At 68.8% G+C, this 17151-nt stretch carries 19 protein-coding genes; 14 read left to right on the plus strand and 5 right to left on the minus strand.

The genetic code is table 11. The features are described from left to right. Positions 1-55: 55 nt before the first annotated feature. On the minus strand, positions 56-655 hold the full coding sequence (locus QMG86_RS12525) for a TetR/AcrR family transcriptional regulator (RefSeq protein ID WP_281879648.1): 600 nt from the start codon (positions 653-655) through the stop codon (positions 56-58). Between the two features lie 94 nt (positions 656-749). Here QMG86_RS12525 and QMG86_RS12530 point away from each other — a divergent pair, with 94 nt between their 5' ends. Further along, on the plus strand, positions 750-1772 hold the full coding sequence (locus QMG86_RS12530; RefSeq protein ID WP_281879649.1) for a saccharopine dehydrogenase: 1023 nt from the start codon (positions 750-752) through the stop codon (positions 1770-1772). 189 nt (positions 1773-1961) lie between these two features. Beyond that, positions 1962-3065 (plus strand): spore photoproduct lyase family protein, encoded by a 1104-nt coding sequence (locus QMG86_RS12535; RefSeq protein WP_281879650.1) that lies wholly within the window; start codon positions 1962-1964, stop codon positions 3063-3065. A 41-nt stretch (positions 3066-3106) separates the two neighbouring features. Here QMG86_RS12535 and QMG86_RS12540 read toward each other — a convergent pair whose 3' ends face one another. Further along, on the minus strand, positions 3107-4138 hold the full coding sequence (locus tag QMG86_RS12540) for a DUF2293 domain-containing protein (RefSeq protein WP_281879651.1): 1032 nt from the start codon (positions 4136-4138) through the stop codon (positions 3107-3109). A 123-nt stretch (positions 4139-4261) separates the two neighbouring features. On the opposite strand from QMG86_RS12540, the gene QMG86_RS12545 reads away from it, so the two are divergent. From QMG86_RS12545 to QMG86_RS12555, 3 genes are all read left to right on the plus strand, one after another. Beyond that, the gene (locus QMG86_RS12545; protein ID WP_281879652.1) at positions 4262-5035 is read left to right on the plus strand and encodes an arsenate reductase/protein-tyrosine-phosphatase family protein; all 774 of its coding nucleotides are present in this window, start codon (positions 4262-4264) and stop codon (positions 5033-5035) included. Positions 5036-5111: 76 nt separating this feature from the next. After that, positions 5112-5507, plus strand: a complete 396-nt coding sequence (locus QMG86_RS12550; RefSeq protein ID WP_281879653.1) for a VOC family protein — start codon at positions 5112-5114, stop codon at positions 5505-5507. Positions 5508-5518: 11 nt separating this feature from the next. Then, positions 5519-6823: an APC family permease gene (locus QMG86_RS12555; protein WP_281879654.1), complete on the plus strand. Its 1305-nt coding sequence runs from the start codon at positions 5519-5521 to the stop codon at positions 6821-6823. Positions 6824-7043: 220 nt separating this feature from the next. On the opposite strand, the gene QMG86_RS12560 is transcribed toward QMG86_RS12555, so the two are convergent. Beyond that, positions 7044-8066, minus strand: coding sequence for a zinc-dependent alcohol dehydrogenase family protein (locus QMG86_RS12560; protein WP_281879655.1), 1023 nt, complete (start codon positions 8064-8066; stop codon positions 7044-7046). Positions 8067-8158: 92 nt separating this feature from the next. Here QMG86_RS12560 and QMG86_RS12565 point away from each other — a divergent pair, with 92 nt between their 5' ends. From QMG86_RS12565 to QMG86_RS12585, 5 genes are all read left to right on the plus strand, one after another. Continuing rightward, a complete protein-coding gene (locus QMG86_RS12565) occupies positions 8159-8554 on the plus strand; it encodes an MmyB family transcriptional regulator (protein WP_350356404.1) in 396 nt (131 codons plus the stop codon). A gap of 419 nt (positions 8555-8973) precedes the next feature. Continuing rightward, positions 8974-9282, plus strand: a complete 309-nt coding sequence (locus tag QMG86_RS12570) for a hypothetical protein (protein ID WP_281879656.1) — start codon at positions 8974-8976, stop codon at positions 9280-9282. Positions 9283-9678: 396 nt separating this feature from the next. Then, the gene (locus tag QMG86_RS12575) at positions 9679-10287 is read left to right on the plus strand and encodes a LysE family translocator (RefSeq protein ID WP_281879658.1); all 609 of its coding nucleotides are present in this window, start codon (positions 9679-9681) and stop codon (positions 10285-10287) included. A gap of 286 nt (positions 10288-10573) precedes the next feature. Then, positions 10574-11485: a manganese catalase gene (locus QMG86_RS12580; protein ID WP_281879660.1), complete on the plus strand. Its 912-nt coding sequence runs from the start codon at positions 10574-10576 to the stop codon at positions 11483-11485. 142 nt (positions 11486-11627) lie between these two features. Further along, a complete protein-coding gene (locus QMG86_RS12585) occupies positions 11628-12254 on the plus strand; it encodes a hypothetical protein (protein ID WP_281879661.1) in 627 nt (208 codons plus the stop codon). A gap of 109 nt (positions 12255-12363) precedes the next feature. Here QMG86_RS12585 and QMG86_RS12590 read toward each other — a convergent pair whose 3' ends face one another. Beyond that, entirely contained in the window at positions 12364-13194 is an 831-nt protein-coding gene (locus tag QMG86_RS12590) for a helix-turn-helix transcriptional regulator (RefSeq protein ID WP_281879663.1), read from the minus strand. On the opposite strand from QMG86_RS12590, the gene QMG86_RS12595 reads away from it, so the two are divergent. The 4 genes from QMG86_RS12595 to QMG86_RS12610 all read left to right on the plus strand — a co-directional run bounded on the left by QMG86_RS12595 (position 13181) and on the right by QMG86_RS12610 (position 16492). Further along, entirely contained in the window at positions 13181-13693 is a 513-nt protein-coding gene (locus QMG86_RS12595) for a DUF2231 domain-containing protein (protein ID WP_281879664.1), read from the plus strand. The genes QMG86_RS12590 and QMG86_RS12595 overlap by 14 nt on opposite strands. A 34-nt stretch (positions 13694-13727) precedes the next feature. After that, a complete protein-coding gene (locus tag QMG86_RS12600; RefSeq protein WP_281879666.1) occupies positions 13728-14144 on the plus strand; it encodes a hypothetical protein in 417 nt (138 codons plus the stop codon). A 2-nt stretch (positions 14145-14146) separates the two neighbouring features. Beyond that, the gene (folE, locus tag QMG86_RS12605; protein ID WP_281879667.1) at positions 14147-14743 is read left to right on the plus strand and encodes a GTP cyclohydrolase I FolE; all 597 of its coding nucleotides are present in this window, start codon (positions 14147-14149) and stop codon (positions 14741-14743) included. A 108-nt stretch (positions 14744-14851) separates the two neighbouring features. Next, the gene (locus QMG86_RS12610) at positions 14852-16492 is read left to right on the plus strand and encodes a RecQ family ATP-dependent DNA helicase (protein WP_281879669.1); all 1641 of its coding nucleotides are present in this window, start codon (positions 14852-14854) and stop codon (positions 16490-16492) included. Positions 16493-16670: 178 nt separating this feature from the next. Here the strand turns inward: QMG86_RS12610 and QMG86_RS12615 are convergent, their stop codons facing one another. Next, entirely contained in the window at positions 16671-17099 is a 429-nt protein-coding gene (locus QMG86_RS12615; protein WP_281879670.1) for an RICIN domain-containing protein, read from the minus strand. Positions 17100-17151: the final 52 nt, after the last annotated feature.

Consider the following 17151-nt stretch of genomic DNA (forward strand, 5'->3'; position numbering starts at 1 on the left):
GCCGCGCCCGCTACGGGCCGTGCCGAACGATCCGGCGGAGTCGCACTGGAAGTCGTCAGGCGCGGTCGGGAAGCGGGTGGGACTCCAGGCTGCCCATGATCATGTCGGTGAGTGCGGTGATCGCGTCGGCGGTGGTCGTGCGGCCGTGGTTCAACTCGATCGCGATGGCCTCGGCCGCGCCCAGGATGCCGACGCAGCGCAACCGCAGCGCCGGGGGCGCCAGGGTCGAGTGTGGCTGGAGTGCGGCGGCCATCAGGTCGGTATAGCTGTCGTACATCTCGCGTTGGGCCGCCTCCATGTCCGGGTTCCCCCTCAGCGCGGCGGAAATCGCGGTGAGCTCCGGCATGTCGGCGGCGCAGGCGAAGTAGACGGCACTGGTGACGCGGGCGACGTCCGTCGCGGTGGGTCCGGCCTCGCGCAACGCTTGTACCGACGCGGCCCGCTGCCGTTCGTCGAGCCGCCGATAGAGGGCGAGCAGCAACCCGGGGCGGGTGCCGAAGTGGTCGTACACGACCGGCCTGGTCACTCCGGCGGCCTCGGCGAGAGTGACCAGGGTGAGGGCGTCGGCGCCGTGAGCGCGCACGACCGACAGTGCGGTCTCGAGCAATTGCTCGCGTCTGGCCTGCTTGGACAGGCGAGGCGGCGTGGTGGCCATCGATCCTCCCTTGCGTTGTCGGCCAAGTTTAGCTACACATTGTATCTACAGAATGTATATACAAAATGTAGTTAGCTGGACGAGGAGTGGACACATGTCGGTACGGTCGGAATCGGTGCTGATCCTGGGCGGTTCGGGGCAGGCAGGGGCGGGTGCTGCCGCGATACTGCGGCGGTGGCATCCGGCACTGCCGCTGACCATCGCGGCACGTGATCTCGCGCGCGCCCAGCAGGTCGCCGACGAATTGGGCGCGGCGACGGCGGTGACCATCTATCTGGAGCGTCCGGACCTGGGTCTCGCGGCCGATCACGGCTACTCGGCGGTGGTCGCGGCGGTGTGGGACCGCAAGCTGTCGGGACTGCGCTTCGCGCAGGACCGCGGATTGCCGTATCTGAGCATCTCCAGTGGCTTGGTGGAGATCGCGCCGGAGATCGTCGCGGGCGCGCAGCGCGCGGAGGCCGCACCGGTTCTGGTGGCCAGTCACTATCTCGCCGGTCTCGTCGTCCTCGCGACGTTGGCGGCGGCCGAGCGGTTCGGTCGGGTAGACGCTGTCCGGATCGGCGCCGTGCTGGACGAAACGGACGCGGGCGGGCCCGCGGGGATGGCGGATCTGGAGCGGCTGTCGGCCGCTACTTCGGCGGGATGGCTACGGCGTGACGGCGTTTTCACCTGGCTGGCGGCTGCCGACGCCCAAGCCGGTGTGCGCAGCGTCGACGGTGTCGAAATACCCGGGCAGAGCATCCCCATTCTCGACGTGCCGAGTATCGCGCTCGCCACCGGCGCGGAGGACGTTCGCTTCGACCTCGCGGTCGGGGAGTCCGCGGGCCGCCGCCGCGGCGCATCCGCTTCCACGGAGGTTCGGATCGACATCGAAGGAGCCGACGAGGTGGGCGAACCGTTGCGAACCAGCCGCTACCTGGTCCATCCGGCGGGGCAGCGGCCGTTGACCGCGCTCGGTATCGCCCTGGGCGTCGAGCGTTTGCTCGGGTTGCGCGGGCACGCCGTCGCGCCCGGCATCCACACTCCCGAAGCGTTGATCGATCCCCACCACGCGGTCGAGTGGATGCGCGAGATCGGCACCGAGTTCATCGACGTCCAGCCGCTGACACGCCGCTGATCGGACATTCGGCCGATGCCGTGCGCTGTCCCCGCTTGCCTCCGCCCGGAAGGCCGCCGCCGCGGCGATGGTCTGCGGCTGCCGGAATCCGTTCCTGCGCCGCAGTGCGGCGGCTCGTTGCTGTGAGATCGCCGATGTGGAGGTCGCGTGCGTCCACCGGATGTCGGTGGGGTGGGGTAGGCAGGGGGCATGACTCGATTCGTCCCAGCTCCGGACCCTTTCCGGCCCACGGCGGGTCCCCGTTTGCTGGACGTCCGTCGCCTGTGGGCCGAACCGGATGCGCTGGCGAGCGCGCGCGGGCAGCAGGTGCGCGCGCGCTTTCCCGACGCCGAGATCATCACCGTGGCCTCCCATTGGAACATCGACCAGCTGCACGGCAACGCGGGCAATGTCGACCGCTGGATCCGGGTCAAGACCGAGGACCTCGTACTCGGGGTCAAGAAGTCGCTGACGGCCCGGCCGAACGGCCGTTCGGCCGACTGGATCGCACCCTCGACGTCCAACGGCTGCGCGATGGCGTGCGCCTACTGCTACGTCCCCCGCCGCAAGGGTTACGCCAACCCGATCACGGTGTTCACGAACATCGACAAGATCATCGGCTACCTGGAACGTCACGTGCGCAGGCAGGGATCCAAGACCGTGCCGAATCAGTGCGACCCGCACGCGTGGGTCTACGACCTCGGCGAGAACAGCGACTGCTCCGTCGACGCGCTGGTCAGCGACAACGTCGCCGACCTGATCACCGCGTTCGGTGCGTGGCCCACCGCGAAGGCTTCGTTCGCCACCAAGTACGTCAACCGCGACCTGCTCGATCTCGACCCGCGCGGGCGGACCCGGATCAGGTTCTCGCTCATGCCCGAGACCGACTCGCAGCTGCTGGATCTGCGCAGCACGCCGATCCGGCAGCGCATCGCCGCGATCGACGACTTCGTGGCGGCAGGCTACGAGGTGCACGTCAACTTTTCCCCCGTCGTCGTCCGCCCCGGCTGGAAGGAGGACTGGGCGGAGCTGCTGGAGGAGCTCTCGGACGGTACGGGCGCCGCCTTCAAGGCCCAGGCCGCCGCGGAGATCATCATGCTCACCCACAACGAGCAACTGCACGAGGTCAACCTCGGCTGGCACCCGAAGTCCGAGGAGCTGTTGTGGCGGCCGCAGATCCAGCAGGCCAAGCGCTCCCAGTCGGGCATGTGGAATGTGCGTTATCGCAACGACGTGAAGGCGGCGGGGGTCCGGACGCTGACCGAGCTCATCGCCCAGCGGACCCCCTGGTTGACGGTGCGTTACGCGTTCTGATGACGGACCGGCGGGTGATCGCCCACCCGCTGACGGCAGAACTAGCCGCGCCAGGTTTCGAGGACGTGGTCGACGGTGGGGCGGATCCTGGCCCTGGCCTCCGAACGGGGAATGCCGGTCATGAGGAGGTGGTCGTAGTCGGTGTCGCGGTGGCGGATGGAGGCTATGACGGCGAGGGTGAGCGCTTCGGGGGAGAGGAGTTTGGCGGCGGCGGTGCGCCCTACGCGGCCGCTGCCGCGGGCGGCGGCGTGTTCGGCGATCCGGTTGGCGCGGTCTGCGGGGCAGCCGGGGAACAGCCGGCGGATCTCGTCGGACATGCGGGCGCAGTATTCGACGTCCTGGGCGGTGCGTCGGATGCGGTCGCGTTCGCGGCGGCGGGCGCGGGCATCGTCGTCGGCCAGGCACTGCTGCTCGGCGCGGATGAGGGCGGCTTCCTCGACGAGGATGCCCAGCCGTTCGTAGCGTTTGCGTCGCCGATTGAGGCGGACCACGACGGCGGCGAGGGTGCTCTCCTTCTTGGCACGCCGGCTCAGCGCCGCGTTCCCGGCGGGCAGGAACTCGAGATGGTCGAGGTCCGAACAAGTCAGGCACAGCGGCCCGGCCGTGGAGGTGATCGAATACGGGCCGGTTTCGGCGCATTCGGCGCACGTCCACGGCTCCGCGGCCTCGACCACCGTCAGATCCGGTGCCCGGTTCTGGCGTTGGACGACCTGTTCGCGGCGCGCCGGGCTGAGCTGCGGGGAGAGCCAGTGCACCCGGAACACCTCGTCCGCGCCGTCGTCGGCGAACCGCAACGCCTCGCGATCGCGCCCACCCGACAGATACGTCGCTGTGCTCGCGGTGAGCCCGTGCTCGCGAGCCCACTCGCCCAGCAGGTCCGCCGCCTCGTGCATCCGCCGTGCGTCCACCGCCAGGATCTGCTCCAACGACCGCACCTGCCCCTGCCGCCAGCGATCGACCTGACTGGATCGCACCCACCCCAGAACGGCGAAGACGTCGACTGCCGACACATATTTGCGTTGGGCCAGCGCCGCTTCCGCAGCCTCTGCCACTCGCCGCCGCAGCTTGGACACGGGTTCGAACCCTAGCGCACGTCGCGGACCGGCCCGGCGATCGGATCGCGACGGTGTACGGCATGTGCCGATCGATCCGGCTGACGCGGATGCCGCGGAACGGTATTTCATCAAATGAATTTGATGTATTCTGCCGTTGTGGTCGCCCCCGATCGAGTGCCGGTTCCGTTGCTGATGCGCATGGCTTCGCATCCGGTGCGGTGGGCGTTGCTGACCGAGTTGGCGTGCGGTGATCGCCGGGTGCGAGAGCTGGTGGCGGCGGTCGGCGAGCCGCAGAACCTGGTGTCGTATCACCTGCGGCTGCTGCGCACGTCGGGCCTGGTGGGCGCACGCCGCAGCAGTTTCGATGCGCGCGACACCTACTACCACCTGGACCTGTCGGCCTGCGCGAACGCTCTCGGCGACGCGGCCGTCGCCCTGCATCCGGCGCTGGCGCCCGCGCGCCGGGAGTGGCCCCGCGGCAGTTCGGTGCTGTTCCTGTGCACCGGTAACAGCGCGCGCTCTCCGATGGCGGAGGCGATGCTGCGGCATCGGGCCACCGGGGTGGAAGTCGCCAGCGCGGGTAGTCATCCCGCGGCACGGATGCATCCGAACACGGCGCGCGTCCTGCGGGCTGATTACGGCATCGACCTCGAGCCCCGGCAGCCGCAGCCTCTGGAGGCGATCACCGGGCGGCGCTTCGACTACGTGATCACGTTGTGCGACAAGATCCGCGAAGTTCCCCGCGATCACGGAGCGGCCGTCACGACGCACTGGAGTCTGCCCAATCCGTCCACCGCCGCCGGCGCCGATCGTGCGACATATCCGGAATTCCGGCGCCTCGCAAGCGAACTCGATATCCGAATCGGATTCGGGCCGCCACTATCGCAGCAACGTCGAGTCCGCACGCCGGCGTAGACACCGCCGGTCGGCGACCGCCCGTCCCGATCAACTCCGTGCCTGTCGAGGAAATGAACCAAAAGGAGACCCGACCATGACGACCGCGCCGACCGAACTCGCCTGCGTCCGCTATCTCGTCGACGATGTGCGCGCGGCGGTCGACTTCTACACCACTCACCTCGGCTTCACCGTCGACTTCGACGCCGCGCCTGCCTTCGCCGCTGCGCGGCGGGGCCCCTTGCAGCTGCTCCTGTCCGGGCCCGCGAGTTCCGCCGGACGCCCGATGCCCGACGGCGCCACCCCGGCACCCGGCACCGGCTGGAACCGCATCCAGCTCGTCGTCGACGACATCTCCGCCGAAGCAGAACGACTGCGAGCCTCCGGCATCCCCTTCCGCAACGACATCATCAGCGGCCCCGGCGGACGACAAGTCCTGCTGCAAGACCCCGCGGGCAACCTGGTCGAACTGTTCCAGCCCGCCGCCTCGTAAGCGCTTCTTCCATGTCGAACGACGCATCGGCTGTTCCCGCATTGCCCGACGAACTCCGCCGCCGGCTGGGCGTGACAGACGCGGTGGTGATCGGGCTGGGGTCCATGATCGGCGCGGGAATCTTCGCCGCCCTGGCGCCGGCCGCGCAGGCTGCCGGATCGGGGCTGCTGGCCGGGTTGGCGATCGCCGCCGTGGTGGCCTACTGCAACGCGACGTCCTCGGCACGGCTGGCCGCACGCTATCCGGCCTCGGGCGGCACGTATGTCTATGGCCGGGAACGCCTCGGCGATTTCTGGGGCTACCTCGCAGGATGGGCTTTCGTCGTCGGCAAGACCGCCTCCTGCGCGGCCATGGCGCTGACCGTCGGCAGCTACCTCTGGCCGGCCCGAGCACACGCGGTCGCGGTCGCGGCCGTGCTCGCGTTGACCGCCGTCGACTATGCCGGAGTGCGGAAATCGGCGTGGCTGACCCGGGTGATCGTCGCGATCGCGCTGGCGGTGCTCGCAGCCGTGGCCGTGGCCACCCTCACCTCCGGCAGCGCGCAGGTGGCGCAGCTGCGCATCGGCGGGGATGTCACCGGCTCCGGTGTTCTGCAGGCTGCGGGCCTGCTGTTCTTCGCCTTCGCCGGATACGCGCGGATCGCCACGCTCGGGGAGGAGGTGCGCGACCCCGCCCGCACGATTCCGCGCGCGATCCCTCTGGCGCTCGGTATCACCCTCGTCGTCTACGCCGTCGTCGCGGTCGCGGCGCTGACTGTGCTCGGTCCCGGCAACCTCGCGTCGGCCACCGCGCCACTGACGGATGCCGTCACCGCCGCCGGCGCCGATCGGCTGGCGCCGGTGGTTCGGGCCGGTGCCGCGGTGGCGGCGCTGGGGTCGCTGCTCGCGCTGATCCTCGGCGTCTCCCGCACGACCCTGGCCATGGCCAGGGACCGGCACCTGCCCCACGTCCTCGCCGCGGTCCATCCCCGGTACGCCGTGCCGCATCGTGCCGAGATCACGGTGGGCGTGGTCGTCGCGGTCCTGGCCGCCACCGTGGACGTGCGGGGCGCGATCGGTTTCTCCTCCTTCGGCGTGCTGGCCTACTACGCCATCGCCAACGCCGCCGCGTGGACGCTTTCCCCCGCCGAGAACCGCCCGCCCCGCGTCATCCCCGCGACCGGCGTGGCAGGCTGCCTGCTTCTCGCCTTCGCCCTGCCGGTGACCTCGGTTCTGGCCGGAGTCGCCGTTCTCGCGGTCGGCGCGCTCGCCTACCTCGCCCGCCGCACGCTGACACGCGGCCGAGTCACATCCGCCGAGACCACGGCCACCGGCTGACCATCGGCGCGAGCGGCGTCGACGACGGGAACACTCGGCGGCGCGGCGCCCGACGGTGGCCGCCGTCGGCAGCCGTGCCGGCGCGCGCCGGAACCCGGGTCGGCGCCCGTGGTGCATGCGCTGGTCAGAGGCGCATGGCGCGCTGGTAGTCGGCCGTGGCGACCGGTCGGCCCAGTCGATGTCACCCCAGAGCGTCCTGACCTGGCCGGGGCGATGCGGGTCAGACGGTGAGCAGCACTTTGGTGGCGCGGCGCTCGTCCATGGCGCGATAACCTTCAGCGGCCTGCTCGAGGGGCAGGGTGAGGTCGAAGACGGCGCCGGGATCGATCTCGCCGCGCACGATCAGATCGACCAGCTGGGGCAGAAAACGCCGCACGGGGGCCGGGCCGCCGTGCAGGTGCACGCCGGAGAAGAACAGTTCCATGCCGTCGAGGTGCACGTCGTGGGCGACACCGACGTAGCCGACGTGCCCACCGGGACGCGTGCAGCGGATCGCCTGCTGCATCGACTCCTGGGTGCCGACGGCCTCGATCACCGAGTGTGCGCCGAGCCCGCCGGTGAGTTCCTTGATCCTGGCCACGCCCTCGTCTCCGCGTTCTTCGACGATGTCGGTCGCGCCGAACTTGCGTGCCAGCGCCTGACGGTCGGAATGGCGGCTCATGGCGATGATGCGCTCCGCGCCGAGCTGGGCCGCGGCCAGCACGGCGAGCAACCCGACCGCGCCGTCCCCGACGACCGCGACCGTCTTACCGGGCCCGGCTTCGGCGGCCACGGCGGCGAACCAGCCGGTGCCGAGCACATCGGAGGCGGCCAGCAGATGCGCGATCTGCTCGTCGCCCGGTCGGCTGGGAACGGCGACCAGGGTGCCGTCGGCGAGCGGGATGCGGGCGCGTTCGGCCTGGGTGCCGATCATGCCGATGGGCACGTTGTGCACGCACCGGCTCTGGTAGCCGGCGCGGCAGATCTCGCAGGTGTTGTCGGAGGCGAAGAACGATCCCACCACGAAGTCGCCCACCGCGACATCGCGGACCTCCGAGCCGATCTCCTCGACGACCCCGACGTACTCATGCCCCATCGGGGTGGGCCCGTTCAGCTTTTCGACCCCGCGGTAAGGCCACAGGTCCGACCCGCAGATACAGGTCGCGGTGACGCGGATGATCGCGTCGGTCGGCTCGATGATCCTCGGATCCTCCCGCTGCTCGACTCGCACGTCTCCGGGAGCGTGCATGACGACTCCACGCATAGTCGGTCTCTCCTTCGTTGTCTGTGCGGATCCCCCGCGTAACGACCAGTCAACCCCGGTGCGCGCACCCGGGGGAGTCTCTGTCGTTGGGTGTGCGCGACCCCCGTCAAGATCTGCTGGCCACCAATCACCTGGGCCGCGCCTTCTACTCACCGGTCTTCGGGGCGGGCGGCCGCACGCCCAACCTGGCGCGATTCCAGTTCCTCGATCCGGCCGCCCGCGAGTTCTACCCGGATTGGGACCTGTTCGCGCAAATGTGCGTGGCGATCATGCGTACCGAAGCGGGACGCGACCCGCACGACCGCGGCTTGCAGGAACTCGTCGGTGAACTGTCCACCCGCAGCGAAACCTTCCGCCGGCTGTGGGGAGCCCACGATGTCCGCACTCACGGAACCGGCACCAAACGCTTCCACCACCCCGAAATCGGCGATTGGTTCTGGCTTACGAAGAACTCGCCGTCACCGCCGAGCCCGGCCTCATCCTCATGATCTACCCCCGGAACCCGGCTCCGCCTCTGCCGAGCGCCTGCAGATCTTGGCCTCCTGGGCGGACACTCACTCGCCGGAGCAGACTCGCTAGGGGCTTCGGGGTCCGTCTCCTTCGTGGTCACGCCCGTCGGCCTGAGACGGCGTGACCAATGCGCCTAAGTGACCTCATATTCACGATCATTCATCAGTATCGTGTCACGACGGTCGGTAATGCGACAAGGCATCCCTTCTTGACTGGAGGGCGGCTCCTTCAGTAGTGCCGCCGGTGGATATATGCTGCTCAGTCGGTTATGTCTCTGCTTGGAAACGCGGCGCGGGCACCGTGTGACAGGTACCGATCATTTCTGGCCAATCTCCATGCACGGGTCTGCGTTTCAGCTAATATGTAAATAACGATTCCCTAACAGAGGAGCGCAATGATGCGTACCCCCCTTCGCCTTGCCGCCGCTTCGGTCGCGGCGGCGACTCTGGTCGTCACCGCGGCCGAAGCGGCGGCCGAACCGAGCGGCACCGCTCCGGTGATCGCCGTGGCAGGCGAAACCGGCTCGTCGGCGCTGGACTCCGGATCGGCGGCAGCGCGCACGGGGGCGTGGTATCTCCAGCGCGGCGACGTCATCGGAATTCTCACGCTCCTGGTCGCCGCTCCCTTACAGATACTGACCAGCGGCATCTGCGACCTGGCCACGATCTCGGCCCTCCCGAATCCGTGCGTCTCGCCGACCCGCTGATCGGGGAGCAGGGCCTGTCTTCGAACCCTCGGGCGTGAAAGTGGCCGGCGGCGGGGTCACTCCGGCGCTCGCACACCGCTGGGGCGCTGAATCGTCCACGTCGCCGCGGACATCAGCGGATCTGCCGTCCGTCGGGTGATCGGATCGCCGCGCCGGCCGAGGGGGAGCGCGGGCCGTGTGATTCCCCCTGTTCCACGGCAGAACTGGTGCGGGCGCATGGCTATTCGGACTTCCGAGTGGTGCGAACAAGCGTCCGGCGCTGCGGCGTGCAGCCTGATCGTGGTGATCCGAAGCGGTGGGTCGCCTCGCCTAGGCTGGCGGGGAGATCGTTGTCGAGGAGCCGGAAGGTCTTGAGTGGACGCTCATCTCGTATGGGGTTTCGTAGCGGCGGTCCTGGTGGCCTATGTGGTTCCCGGCCCGGATTGGTTTGTGGTTCTGCGCCAGGCCTCCCGCTCGCGGGCTGCGGGTATGTGTGCGGCCATCGGCGTGCAATGCGGCTTGATCGTGCACATGGCGGCCGCTGCGGTCGGTGTGTCGGCGATTCTGTTGACCAGCGCCGAGGTATTCACCGTGGTGAAACTCGCCGGTGCCGCCTATCTTGTCGCGCTGGGGGCGCGCGCTCTGTGTGATGGCTATCGCGGTTGGCGGCGCCGGAACGCCGAGCGGGTCCCTGGCGTGCCGGCGCCGACTCCGGCGACGGGTTCGAAAGTGTTCGCTCAGGCGTTCATCGCCAACGTATTGAATCCGAAAGCGGCGCTGTTCTTCGTCGCGGTGTTGCCCCAATTCCTGGCCCCGGCGAACCCGGTACTCCCGCAAGTGCTGCTCCTCGGCGTACTCGACATAGCCATCGGCTGCGCCTGGTGGCTGCTATTCGTGGTCACGGCCACGCGCTTCCACTCCCTGCTACGACGTCGACGGGCCCAGATCGCCGTCGACACCCTCGCCGGCGTCGCGCTGACCGGTCTCGGCGGTGCACTCGCCTGCACCGACCGCGCGCGGGTATAGCCCGCGCGCGTGTCCGCGGGTTGCTGCCGAGAGCGGGCGCGGCGAGGGTGGTCGGGCACGGGCGAAGTTTCACGCGGGGGAGTGGGGGTAGGGCGTGCGGGAAGCCGACCTACGACGAAGGAATCCGCCGATACGCCGTTTACTCGCGCTGTTATGCGTTAAAGCTATTGCCGCACAATATAACTCAGGTGGACGAGAGTGATTGCCGGGGTTTGCGCCGCGTGGTTGGCGGTACCCGCACGACGGGAAGAGTTCTGAATTCGCTTGTCGTGCCGGAGGAGAGTGCATGTTTCGTCATACCGATCATCTGCAGTTCGATGTCAAGCCCGAGAAGCCCGATCCGGTGTATGCGCGCAAGCTCCAGGAGCTGATCGGTGGCGCGTTCGGGGAGATGACCGTCACCATGCAGTACCTGTTTCAAGGGTGGAATTGCCGGATGCCCGGCAAGTACAAGGACATGATCATGGATGTGGCGACCGAGGAGATCGGACACGTCGAGATGATCGCCACGATGATCGCGCGGCTGCTGGAAGGAGCCCCCGCGACGCGCGCTACCCAGGAAGCCGCGGCTGATCCGGTGGTGGCGGCGGTGCTGGGTGGGATGGATCCGCAGCAGGCGATCGTCTCCGGGGGCGGGGCGTCGCTGTCGGACAGCAACGGGGTGCCGTGGAACGGCCGGTACATCGTGGCCAGCGGCAACCTCCTGGCCGACTTCCGCGCCAACGTGGCCGCCGAGTCCCACGGCCGCATCCAAACCGCGCGCTTGTACAACATGACCGATGACCCCGGGGTCAAGGACATGCTGAAGTTCAACCTCGCGCGGGACACCTACCACCAGAACCTCTGGCTCGCCGCGATCGAGCAGCTGAAGGAGGACGGATTGGAGGGCACGGTCACGCCGAACGCGTTGCTCGACGAGGAGCACGCCGAGCACGCGACCAGCCTCTGGCATCTGTCCGACGGCCCCGATGCGGGCGAGGGCCGGTGGGCGACCGGTGTCGCTGCGGACGGTGTGCACCAGAACGGCTTCCTCGCCGACCCGCAGCCGCTGGGTGACAAGGCCTCGGCGCCGCCGCCGGACCCGCAGCTGTACGCCACCTACGACGGCTCTCGAGGCAAGCCGCGTTCCGCGGCGTTGGGTACCGAGGCGGGACTGGTCGGCAAGGTCAAGGACGCCCTGGACCCCAGCAAGCCCTGACACTCGGGGATCGCCGGGCCGGCGCCACCTGCGTTCTCAGCGAACCAGGCCGGCGCCGGTCCAGCGGATTTCGGAGACCGTCCCCGGCGTGATTGTGTCCGGCTCGCGGGGTATTCGCGGAGTGGGTGAACGGAGGTGGCTCATGCCAGGGAGTGGCGATCGGGAATGGTTCGCGACGGAGCCGGCGCGGGCACGGTTCGCGCAACAGCTGCTGCGATCCGCCGCCCGGCCGGAGCACATTGCGGAGGTCATCGCGGAGATCGTCGGCGACCGTATCGAGGTGGGACCGGTCCAGGCAGGCCCTGGTTCGCTGGTATGCGTCACCGCGACCGGTTGGCCAGGCGATGTTCGGGCCGACGTCTATGACGGCCAGGAGTGGGACATCGCCGTGGAGGTGCCGCTGAGGCTTCGGCTGCGGGTGGACTTCGCCGGTGTCCTCGCACGGTTCGCCGCCGCGGTCCGGGTGCGCATGCGAGTCCAGCTGGTGCCGCAGGACCCGTGCGCGGTGTTCGTCCGCACCGAGGAGGTGACCGAGGAGCACGTGGACGTCCGACTCCGCGCGGTGGATCGTCCGGCACGGCTGATGGGCCGGCTCGGCGATGTGCGCTCCATAGTCGCCGAACACATCGTTGCTTACATCGGGGAGCTGCTGTCGAGCCCGGAAGTGCGCGAGCTGCGGCATATCGATATCGCGCAGGTCATCGAGCGCGCGTGGGAGGCCGGTCTGGTCATCGATCCGGCAGCGCGGCCGATGACCCACAGCGCCTGACCCGCGCAGGCCGGTCGAGCCACTTCGTCCACCTCGCCGATCGAGCAACCCGCCGCCGGCCGCAACCGTGACACCGGGCCGAGCGAGGCGGCCATGCGGGCGCGGCGCATCAAGGGGCCGAGCGGAGTTCCACGCAGCACTCCCCGGCCTTGGGGGACAGCACCGCGTCAAGGGTTTCCGCTTCGAGTCCGGTGAGCAGGCCCGCTAGGTAGGCGTGGTTGAGCCCGCATACGAGTTCGGGTTCGGCGGCGGCGAGCGGATGAAAGGGGCAGTTGCGCAAGCGGAGGCAATCGGGCGCGGGACGAGCCGGTTCGAAGCCCTGTTCGGCGAGCAGCGATTGCAGGACCGTGAGGGCGCGTTCGGCGCCGAGTCGCCCCGGCCGCGCCTGTTCCCGTGCGGCCCGGCCGAGGGCTTCGCCGCGATCGGTCGCGACCCGGTGCGCCGCGTCGCGAGCGGTCTCGCCGGCGCCGTGCGTGAGTACCGCGCCCATCAGAATCTCGGCCAGTACTTCGTGGCGGCGTTCGGGAATGCTCACCCGCACCTCGGTGTCGGCGGGCTGATACACCTTCGGCGCGCGCCCGACCTTCCGGATGCCGCCGACCTGCTGGTAGCTCGCTCGAAGAAGTCCGGCGGCGACGAGCTTGTCCAGATGGAACGCCGCGAGTTTCCGTGAGATCCCGACCTGTTCGGCGGCTTCGTCGCGGGTGACCGGCCGGCCGGCGCGGCGGATGAACCAGTACATCCCCCGCCGCAGCTCGTCATCGAGAGCGGCGACGGCGCCGATCGCCGATTCGCTGGTCACCAGACCAGAGTAACGCCGATCGGGTTGGTCGCAACGAATCAGCCACTCCGGCACGGTGCGGACTTGACCGGCCCGGTGGATAACGCCAATAATCTTTGGTGTAAATAATGCCAGGGAGGTCATCGTGAGCAGTGCCATGCAGCAGGCCAAGACGCCGGTCAGCGCTGCGCTGGCCGGTCCGTATGGTCATCCGTTCCACCCGATCCTGGTCACCGTGCCGATCGGCGCATGGGTGGCGAGTTCGGTGTTCGACATCGGCTCGCACGTGGTCGACGACCCGGTCTTCCTCGCCCGCGGCGCGGTCTGGCTGATCGCGCTGGGCGTGCTGGGTGCGCTGGCCGCGGCGGCGATCGGGTTGCTGGACTTGTTCGCCATTCCCACCGGGACGCCGGCTTTTCGTACCGGGCTGGTGCACATGAGCCTCAACCTGATCGTCACCGTGGCGTACGCCATCAATTTCTGGTGGCGCGGCACCGGCACCGGACCCCACGGTGCCGTCCCGGCCGGGCCGCTGTCGTTGTCGATCGCCGGTCTCATGACGGTGGCCGTGTCCGGTTACCTCGGCGGAAAGCTCGCCTACCACTACGGCGTCCGGGTGGCCGACGAGACCACTCAGGCCACCGGCTACCACCACTGAACACTCATCCGATTCCTTTCCGTCAGGAGACATCATGGGCATCGCGGCCTTGCTGCTCTGGCTGCTCACCGCCGTAGGCGGCTTCGTTCTGCTGGGTACCTGGATCGCCAAAGGCGGCGCGCGGCAACCGAACAGCAGTCACTTGCCCGCACCGGTCGTGTTCGGGCACTTCCTGCTCGCCGTCGTAGGGCTGATCGTGTGGATCGGCTACCTCGTCGTCGACGAAGACGCGTTGGCATGGGTCGCGTTCGTGCTGCTGCTTCCGGTGGCGCTGCTCGGATTCGCCATGGTGGTGCGGTGGCTGCCCGTGTACCGAGCGCGTACGACGGCCGAGACGGCCGAACCGGCGGAACGACATTTTCCGGTCGCGGTCGTCGGTGGCCACGGTGTCTTCGCCGTCGCCACCGTCGTGCTGGTGCTGTTGACCGCCCTCGGCGTGGGCGGGAGCTAGCCGTGCCGCAGCCCGCGCTACGGGTCGTCCACGAGCCCGCCACCGAGGTGGATCTGACCGCCGCCGAGCATGCCGCCCGGCAATTCCTGACCGCGCTCGGCGTCGGCCTGGACGACGAACACCTGCACGCCACCCCGCGGCGCATGGCCCGCGCCTACGCCGAACTGTTCACGCCCCGCCCGTTCGACCTCACCACGTTCCCCAACGACGAGGGCTACGACGAACTCGTCCTGGCTCGCCGCATTCCGCTGCGGTCGGTGTGCGAACACCACCTGCTGCCGTTCGTCGGCGTCGCCCACGTCGGCTATCTGCCGGGTGAGCGCATACTCGGATTGTCCAAACTCGCCCGTATCGTCGAGCATTTCTCCCATCGCCCCCAGGTGCAGGAACGGCTGACGAAACAGATCGCGGACTGGCTGGCCGAGAACCTGCAACCGATCGGAGTCGGCGTCGTCATCGAAGCCGAACACACCTGTATGACCCTGCGTGGTGTCCAAGCCGCAGGCACGACCACCGTCACGTCGACGCTGCTCGGCACGCTGCGTGAAGACGCCCGCTCACGGCAGGAGTTCTTCTCGCTCACCGGAATCGCGTCCTGAGCGATCGAGTGCCATGGATGCGGGTCCAGGAGTTCGACCGCTACCTTTCCCGCCGGCGTGGGGATTCGGCGGCGTTTCCGCCGCGCCGGCGGTGGTATGCCCTGACCGATGACGACCTCGTCCGAATACGACAGTCGCCTGCGGAGTCTGGCCGCCGAGAAATTCGGCTGGCCGCACCTGCGCGACGAGCAGCTGACCGCCATGGAGCACATCATGGCCGGTCGGGACGTGCTGGTCGTGCTGCCGACCGGTGCCGGTAAGTCGGCCATCTACCAGGTGCCCGCGTTGTTGCTGGACGGTCCGGCCGTGGTGGTGTCGCCGCTCCTCGCGTTGCAGCACGATCAGATCGAGAGCATCGGTGACAGCAGGGCCCCGGGCGCGGTCGCGTTGAATTCCACTCAGAGCAGAAGCGAACGCCGAGCGGCGTGGGCTGCCCTGCGTCGCGGCGCTGCCGAATTCGTCTTCCTCTCGCCGGAGCAGCTGGCCAACGATGATCTGGTCGACGAACTCGCCGGTTTGCGGGCTTCCCTGTTCGTGGTGGACGAGGCACATTGTGTTTCGGCGTGGGGGCACGACTTCCGGCCGGACTATTTGCGGCTGGCCCCGGTGATCGAGCGACTCCGGCATCCGAGGGTGATCGCTTTGACGGCGACCGCCGCACCACCGGTCCGCCGCGAGATCGTGAACCGGTTGGGCATGCGCGACCATCGCGAGGTGGTCGCCAGTTTCGATCGGCCCAACCTGCACCTGGCTGTCGACCGATACACCGGCGACTCCGAGAAGCGCGACGCGGTGATCACGCGCATTCGAACCCTGACCGCCGACCCGGCGACCGGCCGCGGACTCGTGTATGTGGCCAGCCGCAAGGACAGCGAGTTCTACGCCGAAGAATCAGCCGCGGCCGGTATCCGGGTCGCGGCCTACCACGCGGGCATGAAGGCCGCGGTCCGCGACCAGGTGCACCAGCGCTTCCTTTCCGGCGAGATCGATGTGGTCGTGGCCACCTCGGCATTCGGGATGGGCATCGACAAGCCCGACGTCCGTTTCGTCGTCCACGCGTCGGCGCCGGATTCGCTGGACTCCTACTACCAGCAGATCGGCCGGGCGGGACGGGACGGCGAGCCCGCCCAGATCCTCTTGTTCTACCGCCCCGAGGATCTGAGCCTGCAGAAGTTCCTCACCGCGCGAGCGGTCCCGGAGGACACCATCGCGGAGGTCGCCCACGCCCTGTACCGGCATGATCGTCCCGTCCGACCGTCCCAGCTCGAGGTCGACGCCGCCCCCGCTCGGCGCACGCGGGCGATCAACCTGCTCGAACAGGTCGGCGCGATCACGAACACGGAAAGCGGTCTCTTGCAGCCAGATCCCGGGGGCACCCCCGGCCGGGCGGTCGAGCAGGCGGCGGACGCGGCGCGGGCGTACGAAGAACTGACTCGCTCGCGCATCGAGATGATGCGCGGCTACGCCGAGACGACCAGCTGCCGACGGCAGCATCTCCTCGGGTACTTCGGTGAACAGCTGCTCGACCCGTGTGGCAACTGCGACACCTGTGCTATGGGAACCGCCGCGCGGCGCGCACCGGGCGCCACCGAGTTCCCTGCGAACACCACTGTGCGGCATCGTGATTGGGGGGCAGGGACGATCATGTCCGCCGAGGCCGATCGCATCACGGTGCTGTTCGAGGAAGTCGGTTACAAGACCCTGTCCCTGCCGGAGGTGCGTGAGCGCCATCTGCTCAGCCGAGCCTGAGGCGCGTCCTTGGGCGCTCTGGATCGTTCGTGACCGGTCGCGGCGGAACCGAGTCTGTCCGGACCGCGGGCCGGCCGAAGTCGCCGACGCGGTACCGGCCGACCTGCGTGCCGGGTTGCGAACGGCGTCGGTGCGGCGAGAGCGGACGCTGGTGAAGGGTGAGCGTGCGCGGACCGCGTCATGGGCGCTGGAAGTGCCATTGCTGGACGTCGCTGGTGGGCACGTAGTGGGTCAAACCGATCTGTTCGGTGCCGATGTCCGGTGCCGATAGGGCGAGGACGAGGTCACTGGCGGGCCAGACGGCGATGCGGTAGCAATCGGGCTGGGTTTCGTCGGTCATGATCTGCCATCCCATCGGAGTCCCGCTGCATTCGACATGCGCCCCTTCGCACACCAGGTCGAGGCCCAGGCGGGTGCCGGTGCGGCCGTTCGCGATGAACCAGATCCCTTCGCCGAATTCCGGCGCGCTCGACAACAGCCAGTGCTGCCAGCCGTCCTCGACACCCGGTTCGCCTACGACTCTGACCTGATCACCGCTGTCGAGCGACAGCACCCGACCCGTGCCGACGTTGACGATGCGATACACACCCTCATCCAACTCAGCCACAATCCGCCGTCCTCACTGTGTGCCCGGATCCGTGCCACCCGCAGGAGCGCCG

Origin of the sequence: Nocardia sputorum (genome assembly GCF_027924405.1) — a bacterium.
GTDB lineage: Bacteria > Actinomycetota > Actinomycetes > Mycobacteriales > Mycobacteriaceae > Nocardia > Nocardia sputorum.

Excerpts from the sequence above, each read along its gene's own strand:
- QMG86_RS12525 (WP_281879648.1), bottom strand. The coding sequence starts at position 655 with ATGGCCACCACGCCGCCTCGCCTGTCCAAGCAGGCCAGACGCGAGCAA.
- QMG86_RS12530 (WP_281879649.1), top strand. The coding sequence starts at position 750 with ATGTCGGTACGGTCGGAATCGGTGCTGATCCTGGGCGGTTCGGGGCAG.
- QMG86_RS12535 (WP_281879650.1), top strand. The coding sequence starts at position 1,962 with ATGACTCGATTCGTCCCAGCTCCGGACCCTTTCCGGCCCACGGCGGGT.
- QMG86_RS12545 (WP_281879652.1), top strand. The coding sequence starts at position 4,262 with ATGTATTCTGCCGTTGTGGTCGCCCCCGATCGAGTGCCGGTTCCGTTG.
- QMG86_RS12550 (WP_281879653.1), top strand. The coding sequence starts at position 5,112 with ATGACGACCGCGCCGACCGAACTCGCCTGCGTCCGCTATCTCGTCGAC.
- QMG86_RS12555 (WP_281879654.1), top strand. The coding sequence starts at position 5,519 with ATGTCGAACGACGCATCGGCTGTTCCCGCATTGCCCGACGAACTCCGC.
- QMG86_RS12560 (WP_281879655.1), bottom strand. The coding sequence starts at position 8,066 with ATGCGTGGAGTCGTCATGCACGCTCCCGGAGACGTGCGAGTCGAGCAG.
- QMG86_RS12570 (WP_281879656.1), top strand. The coding sequence starts at position 8,974 with ATGCGTACCCCCCTTCGCCTTGCCGCCGCTTCGGTCGCGGCGGCGACT.
- QMG86_RS12580 (WP_281879660.1), top strand. The coding sequence starts at position 10,574 with ATGTTTCGTCATACCGATCATCTGCAGTTCGATGTCAAGCCCGAGAAG.
- QMG86_RS12585 (WP_281879661.1), top strand. The coding sequence starts at position 11,628 with ATGCCAGGGAGTGGCGATCGGGAATGGTTCGCGACGGAGCCGGCGCGG.
- QMG86_RS12590 (WP_281879663.1), bottom strand. The coding sequence starts at position 13,194 with ATGGCACTGCTCACGATGACCTCCCTGGCATTATTTACACCAAAGATT.
- QMG86_RS12600 (WP_281879666.1), top strand. The coding sequence starts at position 13,728 with ATGGGCATCGCGGCCTTGCTGCTCTGGCTGCTCACCGCCGTAGGCGGC.
- QMG86_RS12610 (WP_281879669.1), top strand. The coding sequence starts at position 14,852 with ATGACGACCTCGTCCGAATACGACAGTCGCCTGCGGAGTCTGGCCGCC.